The organism is Actinoallomurus sp. NPDC050550 (assembly GCF_040655075.1).
GTDB lineage: Bacteria > Actinomycetota > Actinomycetes > Streptosporangiales > Streptosporangiaceae > Actinoallomurus.
Genome location: NZ_JBFAJC010000045.1, coordinates 1 through 25254, shown reverse-complemented (window position 1 = coordinate 25254; position 25254 = coordinate 1). Strand labels below are relative to the sequence as shown.

28 protein-coding genes are annotated in these 25254 nt (G+C 68.6%); 16 read left to right on the top strand and 12 right to left on the bottom strand.

Annotation, left to right across the window (positions count from 1 at the left end; all coding sequences use genetic code 11):
- Window positions 1–35 precede the first annotated feature (35 nt).
- Both AB0I04_RS40905 and AB0I04_RS40900 read left to right on the top strand, forming a co-directional pair.
- Window positions 36–458: an ATP-binding protein gene (locus tag AB0I04_RS40905; RefSeq protein WP_360897597.1), complete on the top strand. Its 423-nt coding sequence runs from the start codon at window positions 36–38 to the stop codon at window positions 456–458.
- Window positions 455–1150, top strand: coding sequence for a TIGR04222 domain-containing membrane protein (locus AB0I04_RS40900; protein ID WP_360897595.1), 696 nt, complete (start codon window positions 455–457; stop codon window positions 1148–1150). Before AB0I04_RS40905 ends, AB0I04_RS40900 begins: the two co-directional genes overlap by 4 nt.
- Before the next feature lie 75 nt (window positions 1151–1225).
- Here the strand turns inward: AB0I04_RS40900 and AB0I04_RS40895 are convergent, their stop codons facing one another.
- Window positions 1226–1711, bottom strand: a complete 486-nt coding sequence (locus AB0I04_RS40895) for a tyrosine-protein phosphatase (protein ID WP_360897593.1) — start codon at window positions 1709–1711, stop codon at window positions 1226–1228.
- Window positions 1712–2035: 324 nt separating this feature from the next.
- Here AB0I04_RS40895 and AB0I04_RS40890 point away from each other — a divergent pair, with 324 nt between their 5' ends.
- The 3 genes from AB0I04_RS40890 (at window position 2036) to AB0I04_RS40880 (ending at window position 4436) form a co-directional block, all read left to right on the top strand.
- Window positions 2036–3445 (top strand): serine/threonine-protein kinase, encoded by a 1410-nt coding sequence (locus AB0I04_RS40890; RefSeq protein ID WP_360897591.1) that lies wholly within the window; start codon window positions 2036–2038, stop codon window positions 3443–3445.
- 164 nt (window positions 3446–3609) lie between these two features.
- On the top strand, window positions 3610–4083 hold the full coding sequence (locus AB0I04_RS40885) for a hypothetical protein (RefSeq protein ID WP_360897589.1): 474 nt from the start codon (window positions 3610–3612) through the stop codon (window positions 4081–4083).
- Window positions 4080–4436 (top strand): hypothetical protein, encoded by a 357-nt coding sequence (locus AB0I04_RS40880; protein ID WP_360897587.1) that lies wholly within the window; start codon window positions 4080–4082, stop codon window positions 4434–4436. Before AB0I04_RS40885 ends, AB0I04_RS40880 begins: the two co-directional genes overlap by 4 nt.
- Before the next feature lie 142 nt (window positions 4437–4578).
- Here the strand turns inward: AB0I04_RS40880 and AB0I04_RS40875 are convergent, their stop codons facing one another.
- The 4 genes from AB0I04_RS40875 to AB0I04_RS40860 form a co-directional block, all read right to left on the bottom strand.
- Complete coding sequence (locus AB0I04_RS40875) at window positions 4579–6057, bottom strand: serine/threonine-protein kinase (protein ID WP_360897585.1); 1479 nt, start codon at window positions 6055–6057, stop codon at window positions 4579–4581.
- A gap of 74 nt (window positions 6058–6131) precedes the next feature.
- Window positions 6132–6389: a hypothetical protein gene (locus tag AB0I04_RS40870; RefSeq protein ID WP_360897583.1), complete on the bottom strand. Its 258-nt coding sequence runs from the start codon at window positions 6387–6389 to the stop codon at window positions 6132–6134.
- 45 nt (window positions 6390–6434) lie between these two features.
- Entirely contained in the window at window positions 6435–6989 is a 555-nt protein-coding gene (locus tag AB0I04_RS40865) for a hypothetical protein (RefSeq protein ID WP_360897581.1), read from the bottom strand.
- A gap of 161 nt (window positions 6990–7150) precedes the next feature.
- Window positions 7151–7606 (bottom strand): hypothetical protein, encoded by a 456-nt coding sequence (locus AB0I04_RS40860; protein ID WP_360897579.1) that lies wholly within the window; start codon window positions 7604–7606, stop codon window positions 7151–7153.
- A 398-nt stretch (window positions 7607–8004) separates the two neighbouring features.
- On the opposite strand from AB0I04_RS40860, the gene AB0I04_RS40855 reads away from it, so the two are divergent.
- The 3 genes from AB0I04_RS40855 (at window position 8005) to AB0I04_RS40845 (ending at window position 10734) form a co-directional block, all read left to right on the top strand.
- Window positions 8005–8865 carry a hypothetical protein gene (locus AB0I04_RS40855; RefSeq protein ID WP_360897577.1) on the top strand — a complete coding sequence of 287 codons (861 nt, stop codon included), beginning with the start codon at window positions 8005–8007 and terminating at the stop codon, window positions 8863–8865.
- 42 nt (window positions 8866–8907) lie between these two features.
- Entirely contained in the window at window positions 8908–10368 is a 1461-nt protein-coding gene (locus tag AB0I04_RS40850; RefSeq protein ID WP_360897575.1) for a tetratricopeptide repeat protein, read from the top strand.
- Window positions 10369–10500: 132 nt separating this feature from the next.
- On the top strand, window positions 10501–10734 hold the full coding sequence (locus tag AB0I04_RS40845; RefSeq protein ID WP_360897573.1) for a hypothetical protein: 234 nt from the start codon (window positions 10501–10503) through the stop codon (window positions 10732–10734).
- On the opposite strand, the gene AB0I04_RS40840 is transcribed toward AB0I04_RS40845, so the two are convergent.
- Window positions 10722–11075: a hypothetical protein gene (locus AB0I04_RS40840; protein WP_360897571.1), complete on the bottom strand. Its 354-nt coding sequence runs from the start codon at window positions 11073–11075 to the stop codon at window positions 10722–10724. The genes AB0I04_RS40845 and AB0I04_RS40840 overlap by 13 nt on opposite strands.
- Window positions 11076–11467: 392 nt before the next feature.
- Window positions 11468–12091 carry an LURP-one-related family protein gene (locus tag AB0I04_RS40835; RefSeq protein ID WP_360897569.1) on the bottom strand — a complete coding sequence of 208 codons (624 nt, stop codon included), beginning with the start codon at window positions 12089–12091 and terminating at the stop codon, window positions 11468–11470.
- A gap of 288 nt (window positions 12092–12379) precedes the next feature.
- Here AB0I04_RS40835 and AB0I04_RS40830 point away from each other — a divergent pair, with 288 nt between their 5' ends.
- Together AB0I04_RS40830 and AB0I04_RS40825 are read left to right on the top strand one after the other, a co-directional pair.
- Entirely contained in the window at window positions 12380–13489 is a 1110-nt protein-coding gene (locus AB0I04_RS40830) for a hypothetical protein (RefSeq protein ID WP_360897567.1), read from the top strand.
- A 176-nt stretch (window positions 13490–13665) separates the two neighbouring features.
- Window positions 13666–14181: a DUF1003 domain-containing protein gene (locus AB0I04_RS40825; RefSeq protein ID WP_360897565.1), complete on the top strand. Its 516-nt coding sequence runs from the start codon at window positions 13666–13668 to the stop codon at window positions 14179–14181.
- 69 nt (window positions 14182–14250) lie between these two features.
- Here the strand turns inward: AB0I04_RS40825 and AB0I04_RS40820 are convergent, their stop codons facing one another.
- From AB0I04_RS40820 to AB0I04_RS40805, 4 genes are all read right to left on the bottom strand, one after another.
- A complete protein-coding gene (locus AB0I04_RS40820; RefSeq protein WP_360897563.1) occupies window positions 14251–15183 on the bottom strand; it encodes a hypothetical protein in 933 nt (310 codons plus the stop codon).
- Window positions 15184–15349: 166 nt separating this feature from the next.
- Window positions 15350–15751, bottom strand: coding sequence for a hypothetical protein (locus AB0I04_RS40815; RefSeq protein WP_360897561.1), 402 nt, complete (start codon window positions 15749–15751; stop codon window positions 15350–15352).
- A gap of 88 nt (window positions 15752–15839) precedes the next feature.
- Complete coding sequence (locus AB0I04_RS40810) at window positions 15840–16781, bottom strand: hypothetical protein (RefSeq protein ID WP_360897559.1); 942 nt, start codon at window positions 16779–16781, stop codon at window positions 15840–15842.
- 75 nt (window positions 16782–16856) lie between these two features.
- Window positions 16857–17717 carry an NmrA family NAD(P)-binding protein gene (locus AB0I04_RS40805; protein ID WP_360897557.1) on the bottom strand — a complete coding sequence of 287 codons (861 nt, stop codon included), beginning with the start codon at window positions 17715–17717 and terminating at the stop codon, window positions 16857–16859.
- Between the two features lie 82 nt (window positions 17718–17799).
- Here AB0I04_RS40805 and AB0I04_RS40800 point away from each other — a divergent pair, with 82 nt between their 5' ends.
- A complete protein-coding gene (locus AB0I04_RS40800) occupies window positions 17800–18759 on the top strand; it encodes a helix-turn-helix domain-containing protein (protein ID WP_360897555.1) in 960 nt (319 codons plus the stop codon).
- Between the two features lie 71 nt (window positions 18760–18830).
- Here AB0I04_RS40800 and AB0I04_RS40795 read toward each other — a convergent pair whose 3' ends face one another.
- Complete coding sequence (locus tag AB0I04_RS40795; protein WP_360897553.1) at window positions 18831–19259, bottom strand: protein-tyrosine phosphatase family protein; 429 nt, start codon at window positions 19257–19259, stop codon at window positions 18831–18833.
- 197 nt (window positions 19260–19456) lie between these two features.
- Here AB0I04_RS40795 and AB0I04_RS40790 point away from each other — a divergent pair, with 197 nt between their 5' ends.
- The 5 genes from AB0I04_RS40790 to AB0I04_RS40770 all read left to right on the top strand — a co-directional run.
- Window positions 19457–20428: a DUF5954 family protein gene (locus AB0I04_RS40790; protein ID WP_360897551.1), complete on the top strand. Its 972-nt coding sequence runs from the start codon at window positions 19457–19459 to the stop codon at window positions 20426–20428.
- Between the two features lie 12 nt (window positions 20429–20440).
- Window positions 20441–22363, top strand: coding sequence for a serine/threonine-protein kinase (locus AB0I04_RS40785; RefSeq protein ID WP_360897549.1), 1923 nt, complete (start codon window positions 20441–20443; stop codon window positions 22361–22363).
- A gap of 140 nt (window positions 22364–22503) precedes the next feature.
- Window positions 22504–23799 carry a VWA domain-containing protein gene (locus AB0I04_RS40780; protein WP_360897547.1) on the top strand — a complete coding sequence of 432 codons (1296 nt, stop codon included), beginning with the start codon at window positions 22504–22506 and terminating at the stop codon, window positions 23797–23799.
- A 2-nt stretch (window positions 23800–23801) separates the two neighbouring features.
- Window positions 23802–24611, top strand: a complete 810-nt coding sequence (locus tag AB0I04_RS40775) for a hypothetical protein (RefSeq protein WP_360897545.1) — start codon at window positions 23802–23804, stop codon at window positions 24609–24611.
- A gap of 115 nt (window positions 24612–24726) precedes the next feature.
- Window positions 24727–25254: hypothetical protein (locus AB0I04_RS40770; protein ID WP_360897543.1), on the top strand; the 528-nt coding region annotated here is incomplete at its 3' end.

Genomic DNA, 25254 nt, shown 5'->3' with positions numbered 1-25254 from the left:
AGTCGCCGCGGCCTTCACCTCATGGAGGTCACGCCATGTTCACCGAGAACCACACCCAGACCCCGAACGGACAACGGCAGTGGTCCTGCCGCCTGGACGAGGACCCCGCAGCCGTCATCACCGCCCGCACCCTAGTCGCCACCGTCCTGACCAGCTGGGACACCGACCTCATCGAAGACGCCATCCTGGTCACCAGCGAACTCGTCACCAACGCCATCGCCCACGGGAACGCACCGGTCACCCTCACCATCACCGTACGAACCGAACCCGAGCCCACCGTCATCCTCGACGTCACCGACGCCTCACCCGACCTACCCGTCCAAGACCTCCCCGGCGAAGTCGGCCACTTCGGCCTCTGGATCGCCGAAGAACTCGCCCGCGTCACCATCCACCCCACCACGACCGGCAAGACCGTACGCGCCGAGTTCGTGCTCTTCGATCCACCGGCCTCCCGGTGATCCCGGCGCACCCACGGCACGGACCACCCTCGCCGCAGCGGACGACGGAACCACAGGGCCCAGCCCGTCATCTGATTCCGCAGGTCACTTACCGTGAGGAAGTAGTCATGGCCGACCATCCACAGCTCGATGTCTACGAACTCGCCTATATCTGTGGAGGCCCGAACCGCGTGGTGACGGTGGCGGTGCTCGCGCTCATCGACGATGAGCAGATCGCCATCTCGCGCGCACTGCACCGGGTCAGAATCATCCGGCGCGCGCCCCGAGACGAGATCGAATCGGCCGTGCTCGATGCGATCCCTGACGCGGGCAGGCCGCTCGGCGCACTGACCGCCGCGGCCGCCGATAGTGATGCCGTCGCCGAGATTGGCATCGCCCTACGCGAGCAGCGCGTCCTGCCTCGTTTCCTCTGGCAGGTCGGCCGGATCATCCATGCTCACCGCCTGCGCCGGGAACTGCGGGCGAACCCGATGGGCGGGATCGACCGTGTCGCGATCCTCGGACCGGTAGGCATTCCCGACCCCGCGCTGCGCAAGGTGTTCCAGACCCCAGACCCGCGGTTCGAACTGCCTGATCTCAGGTTGCCCCGGCTACCCGACCGGAACGACCGGCCCTACGACGTGAACGCGGATCTGCATACCGCCGCTCAGCTCTACCGTTACGGACCAGACGGCGCTGGTTGGGGTTTGTGAGGCAAGCCGGGGCCGGTAGCACCCGGCGGGGTTCGGCGGAACATGGCTACCGAGCCGAAATCACCGGCTGATCGATCAAGGCCAGCCCATCGTGACACAAAGGTGTTCAGCCCACGTGAGACGCTCATCGCCTACGTCGTCGGCGGTACGGGCGCGCAGCCGCGCCAGCGTCAGTCGGGCGTCGCTGCTGGTGAACCGCATGGCTCGAAGCAATGCATAGGTGAACATCCCCGTTCGGTGGATTCCCGCCGAGCAGTGGATGACAACGGCGGCACCCTCGCGGAGCAACGAAGCGATATCGAGCAGGGCCCTGGCCATCTCGCCGTAGCGTCCCGGCGGCGGCGGGTCGGCGTTAGCGAGGTCAACCCAGATCCACTCCAGCCCCGCTGCCCGGGCGGCTGATCCCATCGCCCACGCGCCCTCACGCCGGGACAACAAGGTCACCAGGTGAGTCGCACCGAGTGATCTCATCGCAGGCAGAGACTTCACCTTCGGCCGGTGCGTCACCGCCAGCATGCCACCACCGACGGCAACGAAATCGACCGTGCTCACCGGAGCCATGCACGCAGACGGTAGGTGTCCCGCCCCTGCTGGTCCAACCATTTTCCTGCCATCACCGGGCACACCTACCGGAGGCCCCGAGGTAGTCAGGGCGGGGAGTTCGCGGTCGATGGTGGGACTTGCCCGAGTTCGGGCCGGGGACTGCACGATCAACGGTTTGCGTCGTGAGGTGCTGTGGTGTTTTTGTCTTGATCGTGACTTAAAGCTTGCGTTTGACTCCGCTGGGTTGGCACTATCTAGTGCCCATATGTCCGTCATCGACGGGAAGGCGCTCTCGTGGATATAACGCCGGAGGCTCTCGGACGCGCACTCCTGCCCCCGGGTATGCAACCGCTGGCGCCCGATGATCCGGCTGTGATCGGCGGCCACCGACTGGCCGGCAGACTGGCATCAGGTAGGACGGGCGTCGTCTACCTGGCACGTGATGGCCGCGGAGGTCTCGTGGCCGTCAAGACCGCACGAGTCCAGAAGGCCGGGCAGGCCCAGGTACGGCGCCGTCTCCGGAAGGAGGCGACCTGTGCCCGGCGTCTTCCTTCCTTCTGCACGGCCCAGTTGCTGGTCGACGGTACCGACCAGACCCGGCCCTACCTCATCACCGAGTACGTTGAGGGACCCTCGCTGAAGGATTTCGTCGAGGACGTCGGCCCGCTGGAGCCCGTGCAGGTAAGGGCGCTGGCAGCCGCGGTCGCCCGGGCACTCGCCGCCATCCATCAGGCGGGGCTGGTCCACTGTGATCTCAAACCGGGCCATGTCCTGCTGGCGGCCGACGGCCCTCGGTTGATCGACTTCGGTATCGCCGAAGAACGTTCCGCCTCAGGCGGGTCCGCTGAGATCGAGGCGGCGGCGGACAGCCCGGAATGGATGGCACCGGAGCGTGTCACCGGTGGTCTTGCAGGTCCCGCTTCCGACGTTTTCGGCTGGGGCTGCCTGATGGGCTATGCGACGACCGGCCGTAGCCCGTTCGCCGGGGCTGACGCTGATGAATTCGGGCGACAGGCCATATCGCAGGCGACCTTGCTCAACGCTTTGGAGGAACCCCTCCGCGGCCTGGTCGAGGCCGCGCTCGTCAAGGACCCCGCCGACCGTCCCACGGTCGGCGATCTCGCCCGTCGACTGGGCTCAGTCGACGGCGCCACTACGGCGCGTCCACCAGAGCCCGGCACCGCGATGCTCCCTGTCCCCGGTTCGGCGACCGGAGCCGTCGGCGGCACCGCTGCTCGCCGTGCGGCGCGGCCTGCAGCCGCCACGGACCCCGGCCCGACGCCCGGTGCCGAGTTCACCACCGGTGGCGTCAGGCGTCCGCGGTGGATCAAGACACTGGCCATGGTGCCCATACCCGTAGCGCTCGTCACTGTGCTCGCCGCCGTCATCACTGCCGGAGGCCGCGATGCGGGGCGGAACACGCCGCCCGGTCCCGGCCGTACCGCCACGCCGCCGAACCAGGAGATGCCCGGCTCTCGCCTGCCGGTCGTCCTGAGGCCGCGGTCATATCGGTCGAGGGTCTCGCATTCTGCGTCTGTGGACGGCGCGCACGCCGGGCCCGGCTCGCCGTCAGGCCGGGGCCAGCATGCGCATACCGGGCACGCGGGCAGGCCAGGGGCACCGAGCCGGCCGGGTGGCTCATCCACTCCTGGATCGCCGACCGTGCCACGTGGGTCCTCTCCGGCGGCTCCGTCATCGCCGACACGGACGCCATCGCCTACGCCCTCTCCGACAACGACCGAATCCGGTTAGCGCCGCCGGGTCGAGCAGACGCCCACCGCCGACCAGAAGATGCAGAACCGGTGGAGCCCCTCACTCGGCCTACCCGTCCCCGCATAGGGCGGGCCTCCGCTTGAGTCGATCAACCCATTGCGAGAAGCAGTGGCAGCCGTTGACTTCGGAATATATTCCGAACTATGGTTGTGGTTGTGTCCACTCCTGTTGTCTCGTTCTCCGAGCTGTCGAAGAACTCCAAGCGGGTCGCCGAGACCGTCGAGCGTGCTCAGCGCGTCCATGTCACGCGGCGCGATGGCGAGGACCTCTATCTCACCACCGAGCACCATGACCGGCAGCGGGAAGAGACCGCCGACGTCACCACGCGCTTGTTCACCGCGCTGATCAGCAGTGACGAGGGCGCACGCGCCGTCCTGCTCGTCCTTCCGCAGGTTTTTCCCTGGGTGCGGCATCTCTCGGCTGCGGAAGTGCGCGAGTTCGTCGTCGAACTCGTGGATGCCATTCGTGACACGGCCGAACTGGACGTGCATTCCAACCTGCATCGCGTCATCGTTGAGTGGCGGGCTACGGCCCGGATCCTCGCGGATCCTGAACTGACGGCCCGGCTGACGGCTCCGCTCCCTGACGAGGATCACGGAGAGGTGCCTGCCCCGTGAGTCCGAAACGCGGTGACGACGTCTCGCCGCCACCGGTCGGTGACGAGTGGCGCCTCCGCTTCGCCACGAACGACGCGGCCAAAGGCTGGGCAGAGCTGTGCAACGAGGCTGCAGGCAACACCCGACGCTGTTACGAGGCGCTGCGCAGCGATCCGACCTCCATGCGCGATCCTGATCGGCGGCACCGGCTACGCGGCCGCCTCGCCACCGGCACCATAGGTGGCACCGAGTACCCGCAGTGGGAGTACGAGGTCACCGCCGGCGGCCGCGTACGTTATCTCGTCGATCAAGCCAAGCGCACCGTGTATCTCGTCTACGCCTCACCACGACACCCGAAAGACACGGACGTCTGAACTCCGGTAGATCAAGGCACACCCTGCGTCGAAGAACTCTCGCGTGTCACCATCCACCTCACCTCGATTCGGGACCGGCACCGACACGCTCGCCCGCGGCGACGACATCCTCTGGGCGTGGTGGCTTCTCCGCGTCAGGCGCTTACAGGGAGTCCGCCATCCGCCGCGCCGCCTTCACCAGATCGGCCCGGGCCTGGTCAGCGCTCACGTCGCCGCATCCGTAATTCAACAGTACGACGAGATTGCTGACCCGGAAGACGACGAGCACCTCTTGGCCGGTCGAGAGGGGCTCGGTCGTGGAGTACGCCTCGTCCCCGATCCCGGGCTCGGTGACCGTCGGCCCGGACGAACGAGCTCGAAGCTTGGCGATGTCCGTGTGCGCGACATTCGCCCCGCTGGTACCGGTCCACGGCTGAAGCCGGCGTACGGACCGGGTCGGTGCCATGACGAGGGACCGGCGAGGGCCGCTACCGGACTGCCAGGAGCAGTCACTGGTGTCTTTGGGCCTGGGTACCAGGGCACTCAGCTCCGCTCCCGCGATGGCGTCGCATGGGGGAACGCCGGTGAACTTTCCATCGTGGGTGAATGCCACGACCCTGAGCATGTTGAGGACGACCGTGACCATCACCACGAGGATGAGCGTGCTGACGCGGCCCCCTTTCTTCTTGGCGCCGTCCGCATGAGGCGGGGCGAAGGAACGCCTTGCCCTCTCCAGAGGCGTCGTCGGCGGGGCCGCCTGTTGCCGTGTCGTGTGTGACGAGTCCGCCGAGTCCTGGCCCATCCGGCGGGTCCCGGTGTCCGTCGCGTCGGCGACGCGTCGGAGTCGCGCGCGGGCGGGCTCGGCGCCGACACGCCGGGCCGGGTCCTTGGCGAGGAGGTCGAGCAGCAGCGGGCTCAGCGGGCCCGCGCGCCGCGGGACCCGGGGTTGGCGGGTGAGCACCGCGCCGATGAGGGCGGGGATCTCCTCGGCGGCGTACGCGGGTTCGCCCTCGACGGCGTAGTAGAGGGTGGCTCCGAGCGACCACAGGTCCGACGCGGGGCTGGGGCGTTCGCCGTGGAGCCGTTCCGGCGCGATGTAGCCGGGAGAGCCGATCAGCGCGCCGCTCTGGGTGAGCTGGGTCGTGTCGGCCATTGTGGCGATGCCGAAGTCGGTGAGCAGGACGCGGTCGTCGGTGCTGATCAGCACGTTGGCGGGCTTCACGTCGCGGTGGAGGATGCCCTGTGCGTGCGCGGCGCCGAGAGCGTCCAGGAGGTCCAGGCCGATCGCGGCCACGCGCGGCGCCGCCAGCGGGCCGCCCTGCCGGATGAGCCGGTCGAGGGAACGGCCGTCGACGTACCGCATGATGATCCACGGGAGGCCGTCCTCGATAAGGACGTCGTGGACGTCGACGATGCCGGGATGGTCGAGCCGGGCGGCGGCGCGGGCCTCGCGCATCGCGCGTTCCCGCAGGGTCGCGCGCGTGCTCTCGTCCAGGCCGCGGGGGAAGGCGATCTCCTTGATCGCGACGGTCCGTTCGAGGACCTCGTCCCGAGATCGCCACACCGTGCCCATTCCGCCGCTGCCGATGGGCTCCAGCAGGCGATAACGGCCGACTAGTACCCGCCCCGTGTGATCCGCCACGGTGAGGAACCATATCGACGAATTTCAGACGGGATATTGCGCCGCTGACCACTGCCGGACGACACAGACCGGACTCATCGCCGTCGACGGCGCGACGGCGGCACGCTCTCGATCAGCAGGGTCGCCTCCTCCGGGAGCAGCGTGAAGAGACCGCCGACGTCACCACGCGCCTGTTCACCGCGCTGATCAGCAGTGACGAGGGCGCTCGCGCTGTCATGCTCGCCCTTCCGCAGGTGTGTCCCTGGGTTCGGCATCTCTCGGCGGTGGAGGTGCGCGAGTTCGTCGTCGACCTCGTGGACGCCATCCGCGATGCGGCCGACCTGGATGTGCATTCCAATGTGCAATGAGTCGTGAGCCCAGGAACGATGTCCCGCCGTTCAGGCGAGATCGCCGTATCCCCCTGCGGACCACACGTGATGCCGGAAGTCGCTGATCGGCATGAGCGTGCGTACGGGAAGGTCGAACCCGGCAGGAGATGCGACGAAGAACACTCCGTCGCAATGGCTGCAGTAGTAACCGAGATTCCACGCCTGACGGGCCTTGGGCAGACCCTCTTCGACCCGCTTGTCACGGCTCCGGTGAAGGACGAGGCCGCGTACGGCCACAACGGCTGCGAGTGCGAAGATCGCCGTCAAGACAAGGAAGACCGTACGCACCGTCGAACTTGTTTTCGCCGCTACGACCACGCAGATCACCGCGTCGGCGGCGTAGAACAACGCCCAGAGCGCCTGGCCGCCGGCCGCACTCCCCGCGTCGGGAGCGGGCGTGAGCTCGCGCACGATTAGGCTCTCGCTGGTGACGTTGATGCTGCTCCGCGTCTTGGCTGCGAATGCGCCGACCTGCATGCCGCCGGTCACGCCCACGGTGCCGCTGTCGACGGTGCCTTTCGTGTCCGTGGTGCCGGTGCGCGGTAGTGAGCTCACCTTGGTCACGTGAGCGGTATCTCCGTGCTGCGGGCAACTCGTGTCCATGGCCTTGGGCGCCTTCCTTTCCGATGTCCAGCGCCGCCGATGTATCCAGGGGCTTTGGATCACACACTGACGGCTCGCCCGCCGGATGGAAAGGCCCGTTATGACCTCCGGTCAATCAACGATCAATCAATCAACGGACGTGGCCGGGTACGGCGGAAGATGACCACCGCGCCGAGAGCCGCAGCAAGCGATACCAGCATGAGAGGCGCGCGTATCGCGTACTCGCGCATGACGCCGACGCTGTTCGCGTACGCGATCGTGGACGGGTGCCGCGGATCGTAAACGACGGCGAGTTTCTCACCGGTGCGTGCGTACTTGCACCCGTAGAACTTCTCCACCTCGTTCTTCGTCGTGCCGTTGCCCCGGTCGACGAAGGCGATGTCGCAGGAGTTGCCCGTGGATCCCAGCACGTCGGCGGTGACCCGGACACCGTGGTGTCGGAGCAGTTCGGCGTGTCGCAGGGCATCGCGGATCGCGAGGGTCGGCAGTGTCACCGCGATGGCGGCGAAGAGGAGACACCACAGCCAGTTGGCGGTGGAGCGACGGGTACGGATGTTTCCAGCCGGTCGTACGGCCATGGTGGTTCTCCCTGCGCCCTGTCCCTTCCGGGACGGACCTTTTCGGGTCCGCGGTCCGGAAGGCTCTCTCCGCCGGCGCCGACCCCGAATCGCTCGTGACGCCACCGAGGACTAGGCTCCGTTCGGGCATCTGAAACGTGCCGCGCCTCGTTCCGCCGCCGTGTCACCGTACCGCACCGCGAATGCGCCATTCGGTGAGGAGACCTATGACCATTCCCCCTGAAGGTCCCGGCGGCTACGGTGGCCCCGTCGACCCCAGAAACCGAGCACTTCGCCGAGGCGAGGGCGGGTCCGGTCCGCCGGACTACAGGTACCAGCCGTCGATGCCCGGCCCATCCGTTCAGCCGGGGTCCGTTCGCGACCTCGGGCCGGCGCCGCGTCGCTCGCGGGTCGGATTGGTGACACAGTTCGTACTGCAGTTCATCTACATTCCGCTGTGGGTGCTGATAGCCGTCGGCCTGACCGTCCTGGCGATCTGGGCCGACAGCGCCTCCAACGCCAATATCGGCCCGCCGGGGGCCGCGTTCGGCTTCGCGCAGGCCGCGATCTCCTGGCGGCGCTTCCGCGTCGAGTGGAGCGGTCGCGCCGCCGACTGGGCGCCGTTCACCGACGCGTTGCTGAAGGAGCGTTTCTCCCGCGGTGAGAAGAACAGCGGCTGGAACGTGGCCACGCTGCCGCCGAGCGGTGTCCGACGGGCCACCACGGACCTGCCCGTCCGCTACTACCGTGGCCTGAGCCCGGCCCAGGTCGAGCACCTGGCCCGCCTACGGGGCTGGTCGGTGGACTGGGCGAGCTCCAAGCCGGCGGACAGGCTGTGCTTCTTCCGTCTCATGCCGCCCCCGGTGCAGGTCGGACTCCCGCACCCCTACGGGCCGCCGCCCGCACCCGGCACGCCGTGGGGCCCGCTGTCCTTCCGGGTGGCGATGCCGCTGCTCACCTGGGTCTTCATGCCGCGGCTGCGCGCCCTGGAACTGCGCCGCAACCCCGACGCCTACCTCACGCACCTGCGGAAGTACCTCCCTGAGCGGTTCAAGGCCGAGTTGGCGCGGGACCCGCGCAAGAACTACCAGGCCGACGAGGCGGGCCGGATCCTGCGCCGGGTCAGCGTCAGCACCTGGCACTTCCGGGGCGTCGGTGCCCAGGCCGTGCTCCGGGTCGCTGCCGAACAGGGGTGGCAGCTCGACCACTCGTTCCCGGCCGAGCCGGGGACGACTCTGCACCTGTGCCGCCTGGACGACCTCGCCCGGCCGCGGAGCTGACACCAGGGGTGCCCAGAATTCGGTAGTGATCAAAGGGGGAACATGTCGTCGAGCGACACCGTCCGGGAACAGCAGCGGACGGTTGCCAAAACGGAGAAATCCCTTGGCCCGGACCATCCGGCCACCCTGGAGGCACGGAACATCCTCGCGGTCCGGCTCCACAAGGCCGGCCGCAGCGAGGAGGCACGGCCACTGCTGCAGCAGACGCTCGCCGGTCGCGTACGCGTCCTCGGGGCCGACCATCCCGACACGTTGCAGACCCGGGAGAACCTCGCCATCATCCTTCGCGCCGTCGGGCGGCCCGAGGAGGCGATCCCGCTGCTGCGAGGGAACCTCGCCACCCACGAGCGTATGAGCGGCCCCGGCCACGAGGACGCCATCTTCACCCGCCGCCGGATCGCCGAGGCCTACGAGGATCTGGAGCGTTTCGACGACGCCGTCACCGAGTACGAGGCGATCGTCGCCGCCGTGGAGCGGACCCGACCCCCGGGCGACCCGGAGATCCTCAAGGCCCACAACCACCTTGCCGTCGGTTACGAGGACGCCGAGCGGTACGAGGACGCCCGCGCCATGCATGAGCGGAACCTCGCCGACCGCGAACGGGCGTACGGCCGCGACCATCCGGAGACCTTCGTCGCCCGCCGCAATGTCGCGATCGGCTACGTGGGCGAGGGCCGGGCCGCGGCGGCCATTCCCCTTTTCAACGAGGTCGCCGCTTACCGTGCGCGGACGCTCGGCCCGGATCACCCCGACACCCTCCTGGTCCGCCGCGAGCTGGCCGAGGCGTACGACGGCGCCGGCGACCTGACCAACGCCCTCGCGATGTACCAGCAGGTCCTCGCGGACTGCGAACGTGCACTGGGCCCGGACGATCCGATGGCCCAGGGGCTACGGGAGAATTTCACCGACCCGTCGCCCGCGTGGTGGCACCGCAGGCCGTTGTCCCTGCATCAGCTCTGGCTGGTGTCGCTGTCCGCCATCCTCGTCGAGCGTACGTTCGGCGGTACGCACACCTCGCTGTACCCCCTCGGCTGGCTCAGCCCGAGGCGCGCCCGCCGCATGCTGGACGACAGCTGGGACGTGTCGTCGCGCGAGGAACTGCTGTCCAACCTGGAGTGGCTTGCGACCTCCGGACACCGCACATCCTTTGCGCCCCGGCTCGGACATGAGCCGCTGGCCTGGGACATCGCACGCTACGCCAACAACGTGCGGTACGGGGTCGCCGCCGGATTCATCGACGAGCCGACCGCGTGGCACCTGCTGCAACGAATCGTGGCGCAGACCGCGTCGGCGTACCGGTCGTGGCGCGAGTTCGCCGACGACTTCCTGACCGGCCGCCGAATGTGGATGGACGGGCTGCGCGGGACCGAAGACGAGAACTGGCCGACGCCCCATCGCCGTACGGTCGAGGCGGTCGGCCGGCTGCTCGATCCCTCGAATGCGAAAAGCCCGTGGAACCACGCCCCGTGGGACGCGATGAGCCGAGCCGACCCGAGGGTGTGATCTCTCAAGCCGTCTTCCCACCGGGGCGGTGCGATGTGCTCCATACCGCCCGGTGGCGCGATTCATCGGGTCTGGACGGGGAACTCTGTCGATCATCGCGGCGTCCAACCAGAAAAGGAAGGAGACCATGCGATGTCACACGACGGCGGCGGGTACGGCGGAGGCCATCACGGCGGGTTCGGTGGCCACCACCACAGCGGGTTCGGCGGCCATCATCACCACCACGGCGCCAACGGCAGCGGCGATCCAGGCGTTCCCTTCGTCAGTGTCAGCGGCGGGAAACGAAGCGATGTGCGCGGCGTCGTCATCTTTGTCGTCATTCTGGCCGCGCTAGCCGTGGGATTGCTCATCGCTCACTCCGGCTGAGTGTCTCCGGGCTTACGTCGGCGTCGCTGTCGGCGCGACTGCCTCTTGGGCTGGACGCGCTTCATCGGCCGCGCGGGGGAGCGGGACGACGTGTCGGGAGCCACCATTGCGTCGGGCAGGTCGCCGATCGGCCCGATCTCGTCCTCCAGTTCAGGGCGCAGCCCGGCCATCATCACGCCATAGTCCGCCGGGCTCATCCTTCGGGCTGCCGCGAGGGCACGTGCGGCCCTCGCCGCCTCCGTCTCGAATGACTCGTCCGCCGTGACGAGTTCGCGGTACAGATCCGCGCTCGCCTCCATGGCGAGCAGCGCCTCGTCCGGCCGCCCGAGAACGGCGAGCATGTAGGCGGTCGGCAGCAGCGCCCGGAAGGGGTGTCCGTTCGTCAGGGCCCGTTGCGGGCACCAGTTGGGTCACCTCTCCTTGGCCGACGGGGCGGCCCCGGTTCACGCCGCGGGATCCGGGCCGCTCTACTCGGCCCTGATCACCACTTGGGGGAGGTCATCGTAGCCTCGGACGCGTTCATCCAGACGCTGCGCTCCTTCGCCTGACCCACCATGCAGGTCCACCTGAAGGCCCAGGACCTGGCCATCCGCCACATCGTGGAGCACATGGAGGAATGCCGGCCCAAGCGTACGGTCAGCCAGACTGAGTGAATTCGCTTCGTGGCGGCCAGACCATCGATGGGACCTCGCCCGGGACAGGTGCGGGACCGATCTGTCCCGGGCGAAGGATGTCAGTCGTCGAGGACCATCGCTTCCACGCAGGCCGAGATGGTCAGCAGGAGTGCGTCGTCTTGGCCGGGGATGATCGTCACGCCGTAGTGCTCACTGAACAGCGACCACTGCCGGGAAATGTGCGCGACCTCCTGCTGGCCGTAGGTGATGGCGTACTGGTGGTCGGTGATGTTTCCGGCGACGTGCAGCTCCGCACCGTTGTTGAAGGTGACGGTGAACTTGTAGACCAGCGGCGAGAACAGTGCCTTATGCACTTGCGCAATGCGTTCTCCTCCGCGCTGAATGAACCGGACATCGCGCATCGTGAGGATCTTCTCGGTGACGCTGTAGCACTCCCGCCCGGACGCGTCCTTGAGTGCGATGGCGCCGTTGAGGCTGAACAGCTTGTCGTCGACCTGGAAGATTTTCTGGCCTTGTGCATCCTTGATCCAGAAGTCATGGGTCGGCGAGAAGAATTTCTCGTCGACCTGATAGGTGACCCCTCCCTGGATCGGCGTATGGCCGTTGCCCAGGCGCTGGGCGAGATCCTGCAGGAAGCCGTCGTGGTTCGGCCCGTGGCCGGCCTGCTGCTGTTGTCCGAGCAATTGTTGGGCGACACCGAGCAGATTGGAGACATCGCTCATCGAGTACGTCCTTCGGGATCGTGGGAGCCGTCCTGCCGACCTTCGCGGCAGAGTGACGACCGAACTTAGTGGTACCTCTGTAAATAGAACGATAGATTCGGTAAAAATCTCCTAAATCTGACGAATGCTTCGGGACGGCATGAAATGTTTTGCGTTTGCATCGCTGCCGTGACAGAATCTGGCCACTCATGAGTGTCGTGAGTCGTGCTCGGCGTCTTCTCTGGTGGCGCGTCGAAAGTGAGCGCATCGAGCGGCGAATGGTGTCCCCATTGAGATCCGGAGTGATTCATGCGCCTGCGATTTAACGCGGCCGAGAACCTAACTCTCATCATCGTCGCCTTCGCGTTGACGGTGGTCGGGCTACGTGGATACCTCTGGATTACCGGTTATCCGCAGGTCGGCGGCAAGACGTTGCACATCGCGCACCTGCTATGGGGTGGTGTCGCACTGTTCATCGCGGCGTTGCTGCTGGTGCTCACGACGTCAGTACGTACAACCCGCGTCGCCGCGCTGCTGATCGGCCTCGGATGGGGCCTTTTCCTCGACGAGGTCGGCAAGTTCATCACTAAGTCGAATGACTACTTTTACAAGCCCGCTGCGGCGATCATCTATATCGTCTTTCTGTTCTGCGCGATCATCCTGTTCATTTTCCGGCACGAGGACGACGCCACCAAGCGTCGCGCCGCGATCCGTTTGGCTCACGCTCTGGAAGTGCTTCCCGACATGGTGCGGGATCGGCTGGTCTCGCGTGAGACGAAGATGGTTCGCGAGACGCTGCACGGGCTATGCGAGCACAACGACGAGGTGGTCGCACGACTCGCCCAGGCGATGCGCGACTATGGAGAAGCCCACGGAGTCAAGTCACACAAGAATCCGCTTGAGATGGCGCTCGAAGCGACCGGCCGGGTCATCGGGCGTTTCCTGCGGTCGCGGTGGTGTGCATGGGCCGTCGTGATAATGCTGCTGATCAGGACGCTGCATGGTGTGCTGTCAGGCGGCGTGACCCTGCTGGTGAAGGTACTGCCGACCGCCCAGTCTCACACGATTGTCCAATGGGTGGCCAAGGTCACTCGTGGCGGGCCTTTCCAGCCCTTCGGCTGGACGTGGGCTGGGATGATAGGCGTTGCTCTGAATCTCGTCGTCCTGGTCGGCCTGTATCGAACCTTCCGTGGTCACTCTTACGGCCGGAAGGTCGCTTTGGCAGCGTTGATCTTGTCGCTGGCAACGGTCGACATCGCCGATTTCTATTACAACCAGTTCCGCGCAACCGCCGCCATTCTAACGGATATGCTCGCGCTCATCTATATCGAACGCCACAGCCATCGCATCCACCGCGACGAACTCCTCGGCTCCGACGATAAAGACGACATGACGACAACGGAACCAACGATGGCCTGACCGGAACCATTGGCAGTGTGGCGGTGAAGGCGCTGGACCCATTGAGCCATGACGCGTTCGGCAAGCCGCGTAGAACGGCAGGGTGCTCGTTTCGGTCCCCGTGATGATCGTGCGGAAAGTTAAGGTTCGGTCATATTGGTAGCGAATCCGGGCATCTGGGGCCACTCTGCTGCGGTATGACGACAACACGCGAGGATCCCAGCACTTCGCCCGCACCTACGGACGAGAAGCATCACATCAGCTTCCACGGTTGGCACCGGCACCCGGGCGTGCGCAGCGGTGATGGCCTGTCCCTCGGTGAACGCGCCGCCGACAAGATGCGCAACAGCATGGGCTCGTGGTTCTTCGTCTTCGCCGCGCTGATCTTCCTCGGTATCTGGATGGCCGCGAACAACAACACCGGCTTTGACAAGTACCCCTTCATCCTGCTCAACCTGGTGCTGAGCTGCCTGGCCGCACTCCAGGGCGCGATCCTGCTGATCGCCGCCAAGCGTAGCGATCAGGTCGCCAGCGAACTCGCCCAGCACGACTACGACGCCGACTGCCGCTCCAGGGAACTGCTGGAGACCCTCATGGTGGAGTTCGCCACGTTGAAGCAGCAGCACGAGGAACTACATCAGCACATGGACCGAGTGATGACCTCGCTCGACTGCCACCCTCACTCGAACGTGACCGCCCAAGAGACGAGCTGACGACCACGCGTGAGGACTCGCCGTCGACGGTGCGAGCCAGTAGCCGACCCGAGGCGGGGCGGCGCCTGGTCACCACTTGGGGGGCTGGACGGTGGCGATGCCGAGCGTGTTGGTGCCGGGCAGGAGACCGGACAGGAGCGCGGCGGTGAGGATGGGGTTGTTCAGTTCGACGAGCCGGTCCATCTCGGCCTCGCTCAGCGCCGTCCAGGCTCCGGCGGCGAGCCGGTCGGTGAGCCGTTCGACCTGGTCGCGGCCTTCGAGGCCGAGGTCGGTGGCCTTGCCGTCGGCGTCGATCCAGCCGCGCGACCGCAGCCGGTCCGCGGCCGCGTCCCACTGCTCGGGGGTCCACTGGCGGCCGCCGAAGGTCTCGACCGGGGCGGCGCCGATGGCGGCGAACGAGACCAGGGCCTCGCACGGGTCCAAGCCGCCCGTCAGCAGGGCGGCGACATGACCGTCGCCGCGCTGTTCGCGGATGATGGTGATCGCCTGCCACAGCACCAGGTGCGGCTCGTCGGGCCAGCGCAGGTCGGCGTTGCCCGCGGCCAAGGGCCGGCCGGCGGTGTCGGCGGCCTCGGCGACCCTGCGCACGAGCCCGGCGGCCTCCGCGAACTCTGCCGTGTCGATCTGATCGCCCATCAGCCCGCGGAACAGCCGGTCGACCCCGCGCAGCCTGGCGGCGAGCACCTGCTCGGAGCTCGCGATGGTCCACGCGGGCGCGACGTGCTCGGCCACCATCTGCGGACTGAAGCTGTAGAACGCCGAGGCCACCCGCTCCGGGCCGGGCGCGCCCAGGGGCGCCGCACGCAGCGGGAAGTAGGTCGGCCATCGGGTCGCCACGTCGTACCCGAGGGTCGCGAGCTCCTCGAACACTTCGGGTGCGTAGTAGACCAGTGCGTGAATCGGCTCGAACTGCTGCCACATCCGGCGTGCGGCCTGCAGGTAATAGGTGTCGGGCGCCATGGTGCACATCTTGGCGCACGGCGGCACGCGGCGTGATCTCATGTGGATGATCTTGTCGACGGCGACCGATCCATCGGAGGTCGAAATGATCTTGGTTACCGGCGCGACCGGCGCGGGCCCACGCCGACGCCTTCCGCTGATCCACCGCACCAGGCCTTCCGGCGTCGCCAGAAGGCCTGGCCCGTACGGGGTACCCGTGTGGAGCGGTTCAAGCTCGCAGGTGGTGCTCGATCAACTCAACATCGGCCGCGTCCTTCGGCCGGCCGAACGCCCGCTTCCATTTCAGCACTTCGGCCAGCGGCGTGAAGGGCACGCCCTGAATCAAGTCGGCTGCCGCGATGATCGCTTCGGGCGTCGGGTCGTAGTCTCCGCAGGGCCACGTGTCGTACGCCTCGTAGATGCCGCTGACGAGGTACAGCCCGCCGTTCGGCCCGGTGAGTTCCTTCTCCGCCCAGCCGTCGGCCTTGAGCGTCTGGTACAGGCTCGGCGTGACGAACAGGTCGACATCGGTCGTGTCGCGGATGCCGTGCGCCATCAGCGGGCCACTGCCGAATACCACGTACTGACCGAGCGGCAGATTAAGACGCTTGACCTCGGCGAAGATGTCCATTTCCGGCATCGTAGCGGCGCGATCGATCATCGGGGCCCGGCCGTGGGCGCCCCGCGCCGGGCGGATGCGGCCGGGCCCCCGTGGGTCGTCAGTGGAGACGGTCGAACGTCACCGATCCGCCGAGGTTCTCGTCGTCGGTGCCCCAGATCGCCTGGCCGCCGGGCAGCGCGACGATGCCCTCGACCTTACGGTCGTCCTTCTTGGTGAACTTGCGCAGCGGCTTCAGGCTGCTCGTCTTCTTCAGGTGGAGTACGGGGGTGCGTCCTCCCTTGATGGTCAGCTTTCCGGCGTTGTAGACGGCCGAGCTGAAGGGGCCGTTGTCGTCGTTCGGGTCCTGCGCCGACGACGCCAGGATGGTGCCGTCGCTCAGGACCTTCAGGTCGCTGACGTGCCGCACCTCGTTCGCGCTCGGGAACGGCACGGCGAACTTGGCCTTGTCGGCCGTCGCGCCGATGTGCAGGCTCGTCTTACCGACGGTCGCCGCAGCGGTGCGGACGACGGCCTTCTCGGAGTTCTTGCCGCGGGTCGCCCACACGGCGAAGATCTTGCCGGCGGTGTTGCGGTACAGCGCGAAGCTCTCGTAGTTGTCGCCGCTCTTCCGGTCGGGGAGGGAGACGGGCGAGCCCTGGACCGTGGCCGTGCCGCCGGCGATGGCGACGTGGTACGCCGTGCCCTCACTGGCCAGCGCGATGTAGTGGTTCTTGCGTCCCGGGACGGCGTCGATCGCCTCCACGTCCTTGGGGAGAGGCCCCTTCCAGGCCAACGGGGTGACCGCCGGGGCCTTGCCGGGCCGGAGCCGTACGGTGGAGATCCGGTTCTGTCCGTCCGCCTTGTTGTCGCGCACGATGACGACATCCGCCCGGTCGCGGCCGACGGGCGCGCCCGCGACGAGGGCCATGCCGCTCACGCCGCCGGTGATGTCCGTGCCGACGCGCTGCCAGGCCACGGGCTGCGCGGCCTGCGCGGGGAGGGCCGTGGCCAGGACGGCACCGAACGCGGCGGTCGAAACGATCAGTTTGTTCATGATCACGAACGGGATGGTAGACGACCGGCTTTCACCTACGCGGCGGAGTCGCGTCATTCCGGAGTGAAGCCCGGTCGAACATCACGTGTCCGATGTGTGCGTGTTTCGCGGCTCCGTGAGGGTCTTCACCCAGGTCGCCGCATTCATGACGGCGGGGTGACGTGCCCGAGTGGCGAGGACGTCGGCGCCGTAACCGCCGTGCACATTGAGGTGGGCGACCGCCGTCGCAACCGCTTCCGGGAGGGCGTCGAGGGGGACCGGCACGTACGAGATCCGCCGGCCGGTCACCCTGCTCGTCTCCGCCGCCAGGTCGGGCGGCGTCAGTGCGTCGCCGGCGATGGCGAGGGTCTCGCCGACGTACGCGGCCGGGTCGGCGAAGGCGAGCGCGGCGAACACGCCGATGTCGTCGACCGCGATCAGTTGCTCGGGAACGTCCGGGGCGAACGGTGTGGCCAGGGTGCCGGTTCGGATCCCCTCGACGTAATTCTCCAGGAACGACGCGGGCCGCAGGATGGTCGCCGGGATGCCCGCCCGGCGAATGTGCTCCTCGATCCGCAGTTTCGTCTCGAAGGCGGGGACTCCGGCGGAACGTTCGGCGCCGGCGACGGACGTGTACACGAGGTGCTCGGCTCGTGCGGCGGCCTCGGCCACGGCGATGCCCCGGCGGATCTCGATCTCGTACGGGACGGGTGGTGAGCCGAGCGCGCCCGTCTGCACGCTGAACACCCCGTGCACGCCGGTCGCGGCGGCGTCGAGCGACGGCGGATCGTCCAGGTCGCCGTGGACGATCTCGGCACCGGCGGCGGCCAGTGCGGTGGCGGCCGGGCCGTTCGGGGCACGGGTCAGGGCTCGGACGCGCCACCCGTCGGCGAGGAGACGCCGGGCGGTGGCGCCGCCCTGCCTCCCGGTCGCCCCGGTCACCAGAATGATCTTTTCGGTCATGGAACGAGCCTGGCCCGGAGCGGACCACCCCGGAAAGTGGCTTCTTTGCCATGGATCATGGCTTTTGTGCCAGCCTGGTGGCATGTCGGCATTCCAGCGCGTCGCCGCCTACGCCCCGCCCGGAGTCACCGCGCTGAGCCTGGGAGTGGTCGGCTCGGTCTTCGGGCGCCGCACGGGCGTCCCCGCGTTCGAGGTCGGAGTCTGCGCCGAGCGGCCGGGACCACTCCGTACCGATCTCGGACTGGAGATGCGCGTGGACCACGGGCCCGAGCTGATCGCCGGAGCCGACCTGGTGCTGCTGCTGCCCGGCCTGGAGTTCCGGGACGAGCCGCCCGAGGTCCTCGCTGCGCTGCGCACCGCGTACGAGCGGGGTGCGACCGTGGCGGCCCACTGCGTCGGGACGTTCCTGCTGGCGGCGACCGGTTTGGTCGACGGGTTGGAGGTCACGACGCACTGGAGGTACGCCGAAGACCTCGCGGCTCGGTACCCCCAGGTCACCGTGCGACCCGGGGCGCTCTACATCGACCACGGCGGCACGGCGACGGGGGCCGGCGCGACGGCAGGCCTCGACCTCAGCCTGCACCTGCTGCGCCGCGACCACGGTGCGGCGGTCGCGAACCTGGTCGCCCGGGACCTCGTGACACCGCCGCATCGGGACGGTGGTCAGAGCCAGTACATCGCCGCGTCCGTGCCGTCCGACGGCGACGACCGGCGCCTCGCCGACACGATCGCGTGGGCGCGCGCCAACCTGGACCGCCGGCTCGCCATCGACGAGCTCGCGGCGCGGGCGCTGATGAGCCGACGGTCGTTCGCCCGCCGTTTCAAGGCCGCCACCGGCGCGACCCCGCACGCCTGGCTGCGCAACCAGCGGCTCGACCTGGCCGAGGAACTGCTGGAGACGACCGACCTGCCGGTCGAGGAGATCGCGCGGCGAGTCGGCTACCGGGACGCGGGCGTGCTCCGGGAGCGGTTCACGCAGCGGCGAGGAGTGCCACCGCGCGACTATCGCCGTGCCTTTTCCCGGCACCACGCCGCACCGTGATCAGGCCGGTGCCGACCTGACAGCCCGGGGCGTTTGCCGGAGGCGTCCGCCTGGCGTGGGCATGCAGGTCGTCACCGGAAGCGGGTGACGTAGCGGCGTTGCCAGGGCGTTTCGACGGCGCGCTTCGCGTAGTGCTCCCGGACGTACGCAATCGCCTCCTGGCTCGCCACCCCGTCCAGTACGGCGAGGCAGGCCAGCGCGGTCCCGGTCCTGCCGTACCCGCCGCCGCAGGCGATCTCGACGCGCTCGGTCTCGGCGCGCGTCCAGGTCTCGCGGAGCGCGTCCGCGGCGTCGGTGCGGTCGGACGGCAGCCGGAAGTCCGGCCAGCGCAGCCATCGAGCCTCCCATGCGACGGACGGCGGTTCGTGGCCAAGGAGGTAGAGCCCGTACGTGGGTTCCGGTCCGTCCGGGAGCGGGCGGCGGAGTCCCCGGCCGCGGACGAGCCGGCCCGATGGAAGACGGAGTACGCCCACGGCGGTGGGCTCCCACGTAGTGATCATGGAATGAGAATAGCGTTCACTTCCCCGGCCAGCGTCACTAATCAGGTATTAAGCGGATATATTTCGCGAATCCGTCGTTTCTCTGAAAGGTTGTATTTCTGGGACCAATGGTGGCGTGAGCTGCGGTGATGGAGCTGCTTTACCGCTGATTCGGCGAAATCGATGCGGGCTGGGGAATCTGCGGTAAGGATGGGGGCATGTCCTTTCCCTTAATGCCGGGGTTCGACCACATCAATGTGGTCGCCGACCTCGACCCGGTCGCCGCGATGCGGGACAGCGACCTCGGGGACCGTATCCGGATGTATCCCAAGCTCCTCCCCGCCGGGGCGCCCGACTTCGGGTACGCCGTGCAGCGGGGCACCGAGTGGCGCATCGGCTGCGTCGGGGCGATGGATCCAGAAGGCGCTCGCTACAGTCTCGCCGCCGGCCTGCGCATCGAGGCGAAGGAGCGGGAAGAGGACCCGGAGATCGCCCGCACGATGCGCGCGGTGGCCGATCGGCTCGACCCGGAGGACGGCAAGCAGCTTCCCAAGGACGAGTGGGAGATCGGTGACCGCCGCTATCGGGTGATCCGGATCGAGAAGTTCACCCTCATCGGACGCCGGGTGATGGAGCCGCCGAGGGCGACCGACACCGACCCTCCGGACGAGGCCCGTTTCCTGGAGGACCACCTCATCGACCCGCGGGCGCTGGTGGGGCAGTGGGAGGCGCAACTGCGGTTGAACCTCGTCGGGCACCTGCCCATCCCCGGCACCGTGCCCGAGACGGTGGAGCTCGAGGCCCGCCACGCGATCCGCACCCACCCCGGTGTGGTCCTCCTTCCGCCCACCTTCACCGTCGTCGAGATCAAGGGGGACACCTGGGACCCTCTCACCGGCGCGGACGGTCCCGACCAGGCCCGCACCCATCTGGCGAGGTACTTCAGCGAGCTGCTGCCCCGGCTCCTGGAATTCCAGGGCGAGCCCGCCGAGCCCGAGGAGATCGCCGAGTGGGAGGACGCCGCGGAGCGGATCGAGGCGATGAGCGGGCCGGAGTTCGCCGTGCTGGACCGCAAGTTTCGCATCGTCCGCGTCTCGCGGATGCTCCGCATCGGTAGGGACGGACCCGAGGGGCCGCGCCCGTCCGACCAGGAGCGGTACGGCATGCACGGGACCCAGTCACGGTCCTGAGCATCCTCGCGCTTGCCGCCGCAGCCCGAGGTCGCGAATCACGATGCGATCTCCAGCGGTGGCGCTACCTTGATCATCATGGAGTTCGTCTCGGCGCCGACCCTCGCGGAGTCCGTCGGCAGGGATGGCCCGTTGCCGCCGGCCAGGGTCGCCGCGATCGGGCTCGCGTTGCTGGAGGTCCTGGACGAGGCACATCGAACCGGCGTCGTGCACGGTGACCTGAAACCGGCGAACGTCGTGCTGCTGCCGGGCGACCGGATCAGGCTCGCCGATTTCGACCTCGCGCGGATCGCCGGCCACCCGGCCCCGGCGCGCACCGGAACGCTGTTCGGCTCACCCGCGTACATGGCGCCGGAACAGGTCCGGGGCGACCGCGGGGACGCCGCGACCGACTGGTGGGCGCTCGGCGCCACGCTGTACTACGCGGCCGAAGGCACGGCCGCGTTCGAACGCGACAGGTACGAGGCATCCATCGCCGCCGTGCTGAACGAGTCGCCACCGCCACCGAGAAGGGCGGGCACCGACCTCGCCGCGTTGTTCTCCGCGCTGCTCGACAAGGATCCTTCGCAGCGCCCTGGATCGGCGTACATCCGTACGGTGCTCGAACGGGTCGCGTCGGGCGGGGCGACGTCCGAGTCGGCCCCGGAACGACCACCACTGGTGCCACCGCTTGCGTCGGAGTCGCTGACGACCGGGATCGGCCGGGCGATCGAGAACGTCATCCAGACCGGCACCATGTCGGTACCGCAGGTGACCGAAACGGACACGGCCACGCACAACGGGTCTGCGCCCGGTGGCAGGCGTGCCGGCCGCCGCGGCCTGCTCGCCGCGGGTGCGACCGCGCTGGTCGCCGTGGTCGTGCTCGGGTTCGGCGTGCCGCACTTGCTCGCACATGACCACCGCCGCGCCGAGCCTCCGGCGGTCCGGCACGGCACGTCCGCGCCGTCGACGTCCCGTCCGCCCACCCCGGGCACCGCGATCCGCCGTCTCCAGGCGTGTCGCGCTCGGCCGGCCGGTGTCACCTCGATGGCGGTGACGACCGTGAACGGCCATCCGACGATCGTGACCGGCTGCGGTGACGACACCGTGAAGGTGGCCGATCTCGCGACCGGCGCGCTCGGCCGCTCGTTCACCGCCCCTGGAGCGTTGAGCGTGCAGTCGGTCGCGGTGGGCGCCTTCGACGGCCGGCAGGTCGTCGTCGCGGGTACTCAACTGAGCGGCGACGGCAACGACTACATCCGGATGTGGGACCTCGCGACCGGCTCCGAGACGGGAAAGACCTTCACCGGTCACACGAACGGCGTGACGTCGGTGGCGTTCGCCCCGGTGAGCGGCAGGCAGGTCGTCGTCTCCGGCAGTTTCGACACGACCGTACAGACCTGGGATCCGGCCACCGGCCGGACCGTCACTCCGCAACTGGACACGCACGCGGAGGTGATCTCGCTGGCGTTCGCCGGGCTGGAGGACGGCCGGCAGGTCGTCGCCGTGGGCGGTTACGGATCGGCCGTGCGGCTGTTCGACCGGACTTCGGGGCGCCAGATCGGCGCCACCTTCACCGGGCACAGCGCCCATGGCAGTGAATACGTCACCTCCGTGGCGATCGGTGCCATCGGTGCACGTAAGGTCGTCGTCTCCGCCGGTGACGATTCGACGATCCAGGTTTCGGATCTGCTGACCGGTGAAAGGATCGGCACCGCGATCCGGATGGCCGCCCACGCGGTCGCCGTCGCCTCCCTCGGCGGTCGACAAGTGATCATCGCCGGCGGCACGGACCGCACCGTACGCCTGTGGGACCTCGCCACCGGAAAACCGGTCGGCGGCCCGTTCACCGGAGATTCCGTGGTCTCGTCGCTGACGACCACGACGCTCGACGGCAGGCCCGTCGCGGTCGCCGGGTACGAGGACGGCTCGGTGTCCGTCTGGAGTCTCGACTGACCACCTAGGCCGCGGTCTCCAGCGTCACGGGCTCAGGTCACCAGCGTGGATCTCACCGATGATTCGCAGGACCGCCCAGCACTTGTGGTCCGTCTTTCGTCCGATTTAGTACGCCGGTTAATGATCATTAGGATCCTCGGGTGATCATCAGACGACGGTTCGCGGCCGGCCTGCTGTGCCTGCTGGCCGCCCTGGGGATGTTCGGTGTTCCACCCGCCTCCGCCGCCAAGGCCGGCGCCACCGAGCCGCCCAAGGTCGAGCTGGTCCTGGACGTCAGCGGTTCGATGCGGGCCAAGGACATCGACGGGCGAAGCCGGATCTCGGCGGCGCAGCAGTCCTTCGACGAAGTGGTGGACGCGCTGCCCGGCGAGACGCAGCTGGGCATCCGGGTGCTCGGGTCCCGCTACCGCTACCCCGGCAGCCCCAAGACCGTCGGCTGCAAGGACACCGAGCAGATCAGCCCGGTCGGCCCCATGAACAAGACCGAGGCGAAGGCCGCGATCGCCACGCTGCGTCCTACCGGCTGGACCCCGATCGGGCTGGCCCTTCGGGCGGCGGCCAAGGATCTGGGAGCCGGCGAGACGACCCGGCGGATCGTCCTCATCACCGACGGCGAGGACACCTGCGCGCCGCCCGACCCGTGCGACGTCGCCCGCGAGCTCGCCGCGCAGGGCATCCACCTCGTCATCGACACGCTCGGCCTCAACCCGAATCAGAAGGTCCAGCAGCAGCTGACCTGCATCGCCAGCGCGACCGGCGGAACGTACACCACCGTCCAGCATCAGCAGCAGCTCACCAGCCGGCTCAACCAGCTGGTCCGCCGCGCGGGCAGCACGTATCAGAAGACGCCTCGGCAGGTGGCCGGGGGCGCGCAGTGCGCCAACGCTCCGGTGCTGTCGCCCGGTGTCTACACCGACCGCGAGCAGTTCGGCGAGCACCGCGTCTACCGGGTGCCCGTGTCCTCCGGGCAGGAGCTGCGCGCCTCCGTGAGCGTCGCGCTCGACCGCAGGCTGAACCCGGACTACGGGGTGCTGCTGCGGGCGACGTCCCAGGACGGCCAGGAACTCGTCCGCGGTACGGACGCGGGCAGCGGGCGTACCGACGTCCTGTCCACCGGCCTGCGCTGGTCCGACCAGCGCTCCGGCGAACCGTCCGGTCAGGACGCGTCCGCGTCGCCGTCCACGAGCGCGTCCCCGGCGGGCACCGTCTGCCTGGTGGTGAGCAACTCCTTCTCCGCGCCTCCCGGCGTGCGGACGGCCCCCGGCATGCCGCTGGAGCTCACCGTCGACGTGGTGCCCTCCTCGCCCGCGCCGAGCGGCCCGGACCTCGGCCGGGGCTGGCTCCTGCTCGTCGTGCTCGCCGCCGCCGGCCTGGTCGCCGGGCTGATCCTCGGCTGGCTCGCCCGTTGGCGGATCGCCATCTGGAAGGAGAACTGACCGTGCGCGTAACACCGCTCCTGGGCCTTCCGGTCGCGACCGCAGTCCTCGCGCTGGCCACCGCCGGGCCCGCCTTCGCCGGCGGCAAGGCGTCGCCCAAGCCCCACAAGACGGTCGGCACGGCCGGGACGTCGTTCCTCACCGCGACCACCGTACGGCCCGGGCAGACCGCGCGGCTGTCGGCGTCGACCGGCGACTACCTGTACTGGCAGTTCGCCGCGGCGGCGGGCCAGACCGACCAGGTCGCCGTGACCGTCACGCTGCCGTCCGAGACGTCCCAGTCCGGGGCGGCGACCTGGACCGTCGACGTCTTCGACGGTCTGCGCCGTCGCCAGGCGTGCACCGAGGGACCGCAGTCCGCCACAACGCAGCAGGGCACGGCCAAGCTCGAACTGCACTGCGCGCTGCGGCAGATCCGCTCCTGGGCCGAGCCCTGGTCCAGCGACCCGCTGCCGGGCACCTACTACGTCCGGCTCTCGGCGGTCGGCCTGCCGGATCAGGGCGCCGGCCTGCCGGTCGACGTACGGCTGCGGATCAGCGCGCGGAACGGGAACGCCGAGCCGTCCGGCGCGCACCTGAAGGCGCCGTTGGCTCCCGCGGTCAACCCCGGGACCACCATGGCTCCAGAGGCGGCGCCCTCGGCGGAGCCGTCGGCCGTCAGTTCGGCGCCGAAGCCGCTGCAGCGCGCCAAGAGCTGGTTCTCCTGGCCGTCGACCCGGTGGTGGTGGACGATCGGCGGCGGCGTGCTCGCGGCGGCCATGGGCGTCGCCGGCTACAGCCTGACCCGCCATCCCCGGCGCTGGTTCTCCTGATTCGCCGACCCGGGCGGGCACGGTCGTACGGCCCGCTCGCCCGGGCGCTGTAACAAGATCGTCGAAATCCGTGTTTCGGCCATAACCAAACGATCTCTTCGTTACCGTAACGATCATGCCAACATCTCGGATATGGGGGCGGAGCCTTGTCGGTTTCGTCGCTGTCGGCGCGCTGATGGGATCGGCCTGCTCGCCGGCCCAGCCGGTCAAGTCCACGAGCGCCGACACCTCCGCCAAGTCGATCGCGACCACGCTGCAGCAGACGATGGACGGCCTGAAGTTCCAGGAGGTCCTCGACACCGCTCCGGTCACGACGAGTGCGCAGGCTCGTACGCTCAAGGCCCACTCCGTGGACAAGGACGCGCAGACGCCGAAACAGCGGGCCCGCCTGCTCGCCGCCGCCGACGACGCCAAGCCGATCTCCCAGCAGCCGCAGGTGGACGCCACCGTCATCGAGCTCGACAAGCACAACCGGCCCGTGTCGTCGGGCACGGTGCTGATGAGCCCGCAGTACCCGCACGGCAAGGTCGTGTCGGTGGACAAGAACTTCCACACCAGCGACGTGCGCTGGCGGCAGTGGGACGACTCCGGGTGGTACACCAACCACGCTCAGGGCACGATCGACGTTGTTCCGGGGCGGGAG

What these genes read in the sequence shown, in the direction of transcription:
- AB0I04_RS40905 (WP_360897597.1), top strand. Translation starts at nt 36, where the DNA reads ATGTTCACCGAGAACCACACCCAGACCCCGAACGGACAACGGCAGTGG.
- AB0I04_RS40895 (WP_360897593.1), bottom strand. Translation starts at nt 1,711, where the DNA reads ATGGCTCCGGTGAGCACGGTCGATTTCGTTGCCGTCGGTGGTGGCATG.
- AB0I04_RS40890 (WP_360897591.1), top strand. Translation starts at nt 2,036, where the DNA reads ATGCAACCGCTGGCGCCCGATGATCCGGCTGTGATCGGCGGCCACCGA.
- AB0I04_RS40885 (WP_360897589.1), top strand. Translation starts at nt 3,610, where the DNA reads ATGGTTGTGGTTGTGTCCACTCCTGTTGTCTCGTTCTCCGAGCTGTCG.
- AB0I04_RS40870 (WP_360897583.1), bottom strand. Translation starts at nt 6,389, where the DNA reads ATGCACATCCAGGTCGGCCGCATCGCGGATGGCGTCCACGAGGTCGAC.
- AB0I04_RS40860 (WP_360897579.1), bottom strand. Translation starts at nt 7,606, where the DNA reads ATGGCCGTACGACCGGCTGGAAACATCCGTACCCGTCGCTCCACCGCC.
- AB0I04_RS40850 (WP_360897575.1), top strand. Translation starts at nt 8,908, where the DNA reads ATGTCGTCGAGCGACACCGTCCGGGAACAGCAGCGGACGGTTGCCAAA.
- AB0I04_RS40845 (WP_360897573.1), top strand. Translation starts at nt 10,501, where the DNA reads ATGTCACACGACGGCGGCGGGTACGGCGGAGGCCATCACGGCGGGTTC.
- AB0I04_RS40840 (WP_360897571.1), bottom strand. Translation starts at nt 11,075, where the DNA reads ATGCTCGCCGTTCTCGGGCGGCCGGACGAGGCGCTGCTCGCCATGGAG.
- AB0I04_RS40835 (WP_360897569.1), bottom strand. Translation starts at nt 12,091, where the DNA reads ATGAGCGATGTCTCCAATCTGCTCGGTGTCGCCCAACAATTGCTCGGA.
- AB0I04_RS40830 (WP_360897567.1), top strand. Translation starts at nt 12,380, where the DNA reads ATGCGCCTGCGATTTAACGCGGCCGAGAACCTAACTCTCATCATCGTC.
- AB0I04_RS40825 (WP_360897565.1), top strand. Translation starts at nt 13,666, where the DNA reads ATGACGACAACACGCGAGGATCCCAGCACTTCGCCCGCACCTACGGAC.
- AB0I04_RS40820 (WP_360897563.1), bottom strand. Translation starts at nt 15,183, where the DNA reads ATGAGATCACGCCGCGTGCCGCCGTGCGCCAAGATGTGCACCATGGCG.
- AB0I04_RS40815 (WP_360897561.1), bottom strand. Translation starts at nt 15,751, where the DNA reads ATGGACATCTTCGCCGAGGTCAAGCGTCTTAATCTGCCGCTCGGTCAG.
- AB0I04_RS40805 (WP_360897557.1), bottom strand. Translation starts at nt 17,717, where the DNA reads ATGACCGAAAAGATCATTCTGGTGACCGGGGCGACCGGGAGGCAGGGC.
- AB0I04_RS40800 (WP_360897555.1), top strand. Translation starts at nt 17,800, where the DNA reads ATGTCGGCATTCCAGCGCGTCGCCGCCTACGCCCCGCCCGGAGTCACC.
- AB0I04_RS40795 (WP_360897553.1), bottom strand. Translation starts at nt 19,259, where the DNA reads ATGATCACTACGTGGGAGCCCACCGCCGTGGGCGTACTCCGTCTTCCA.
- AB0I04_RS40790 (WP_360897551.1), top strand. Translation starts at nt 19,457, where the DNA reads ATGTCCTTTCCCTTAATGCCGGGGTTCGACCACATCAATGTGGTCGCC.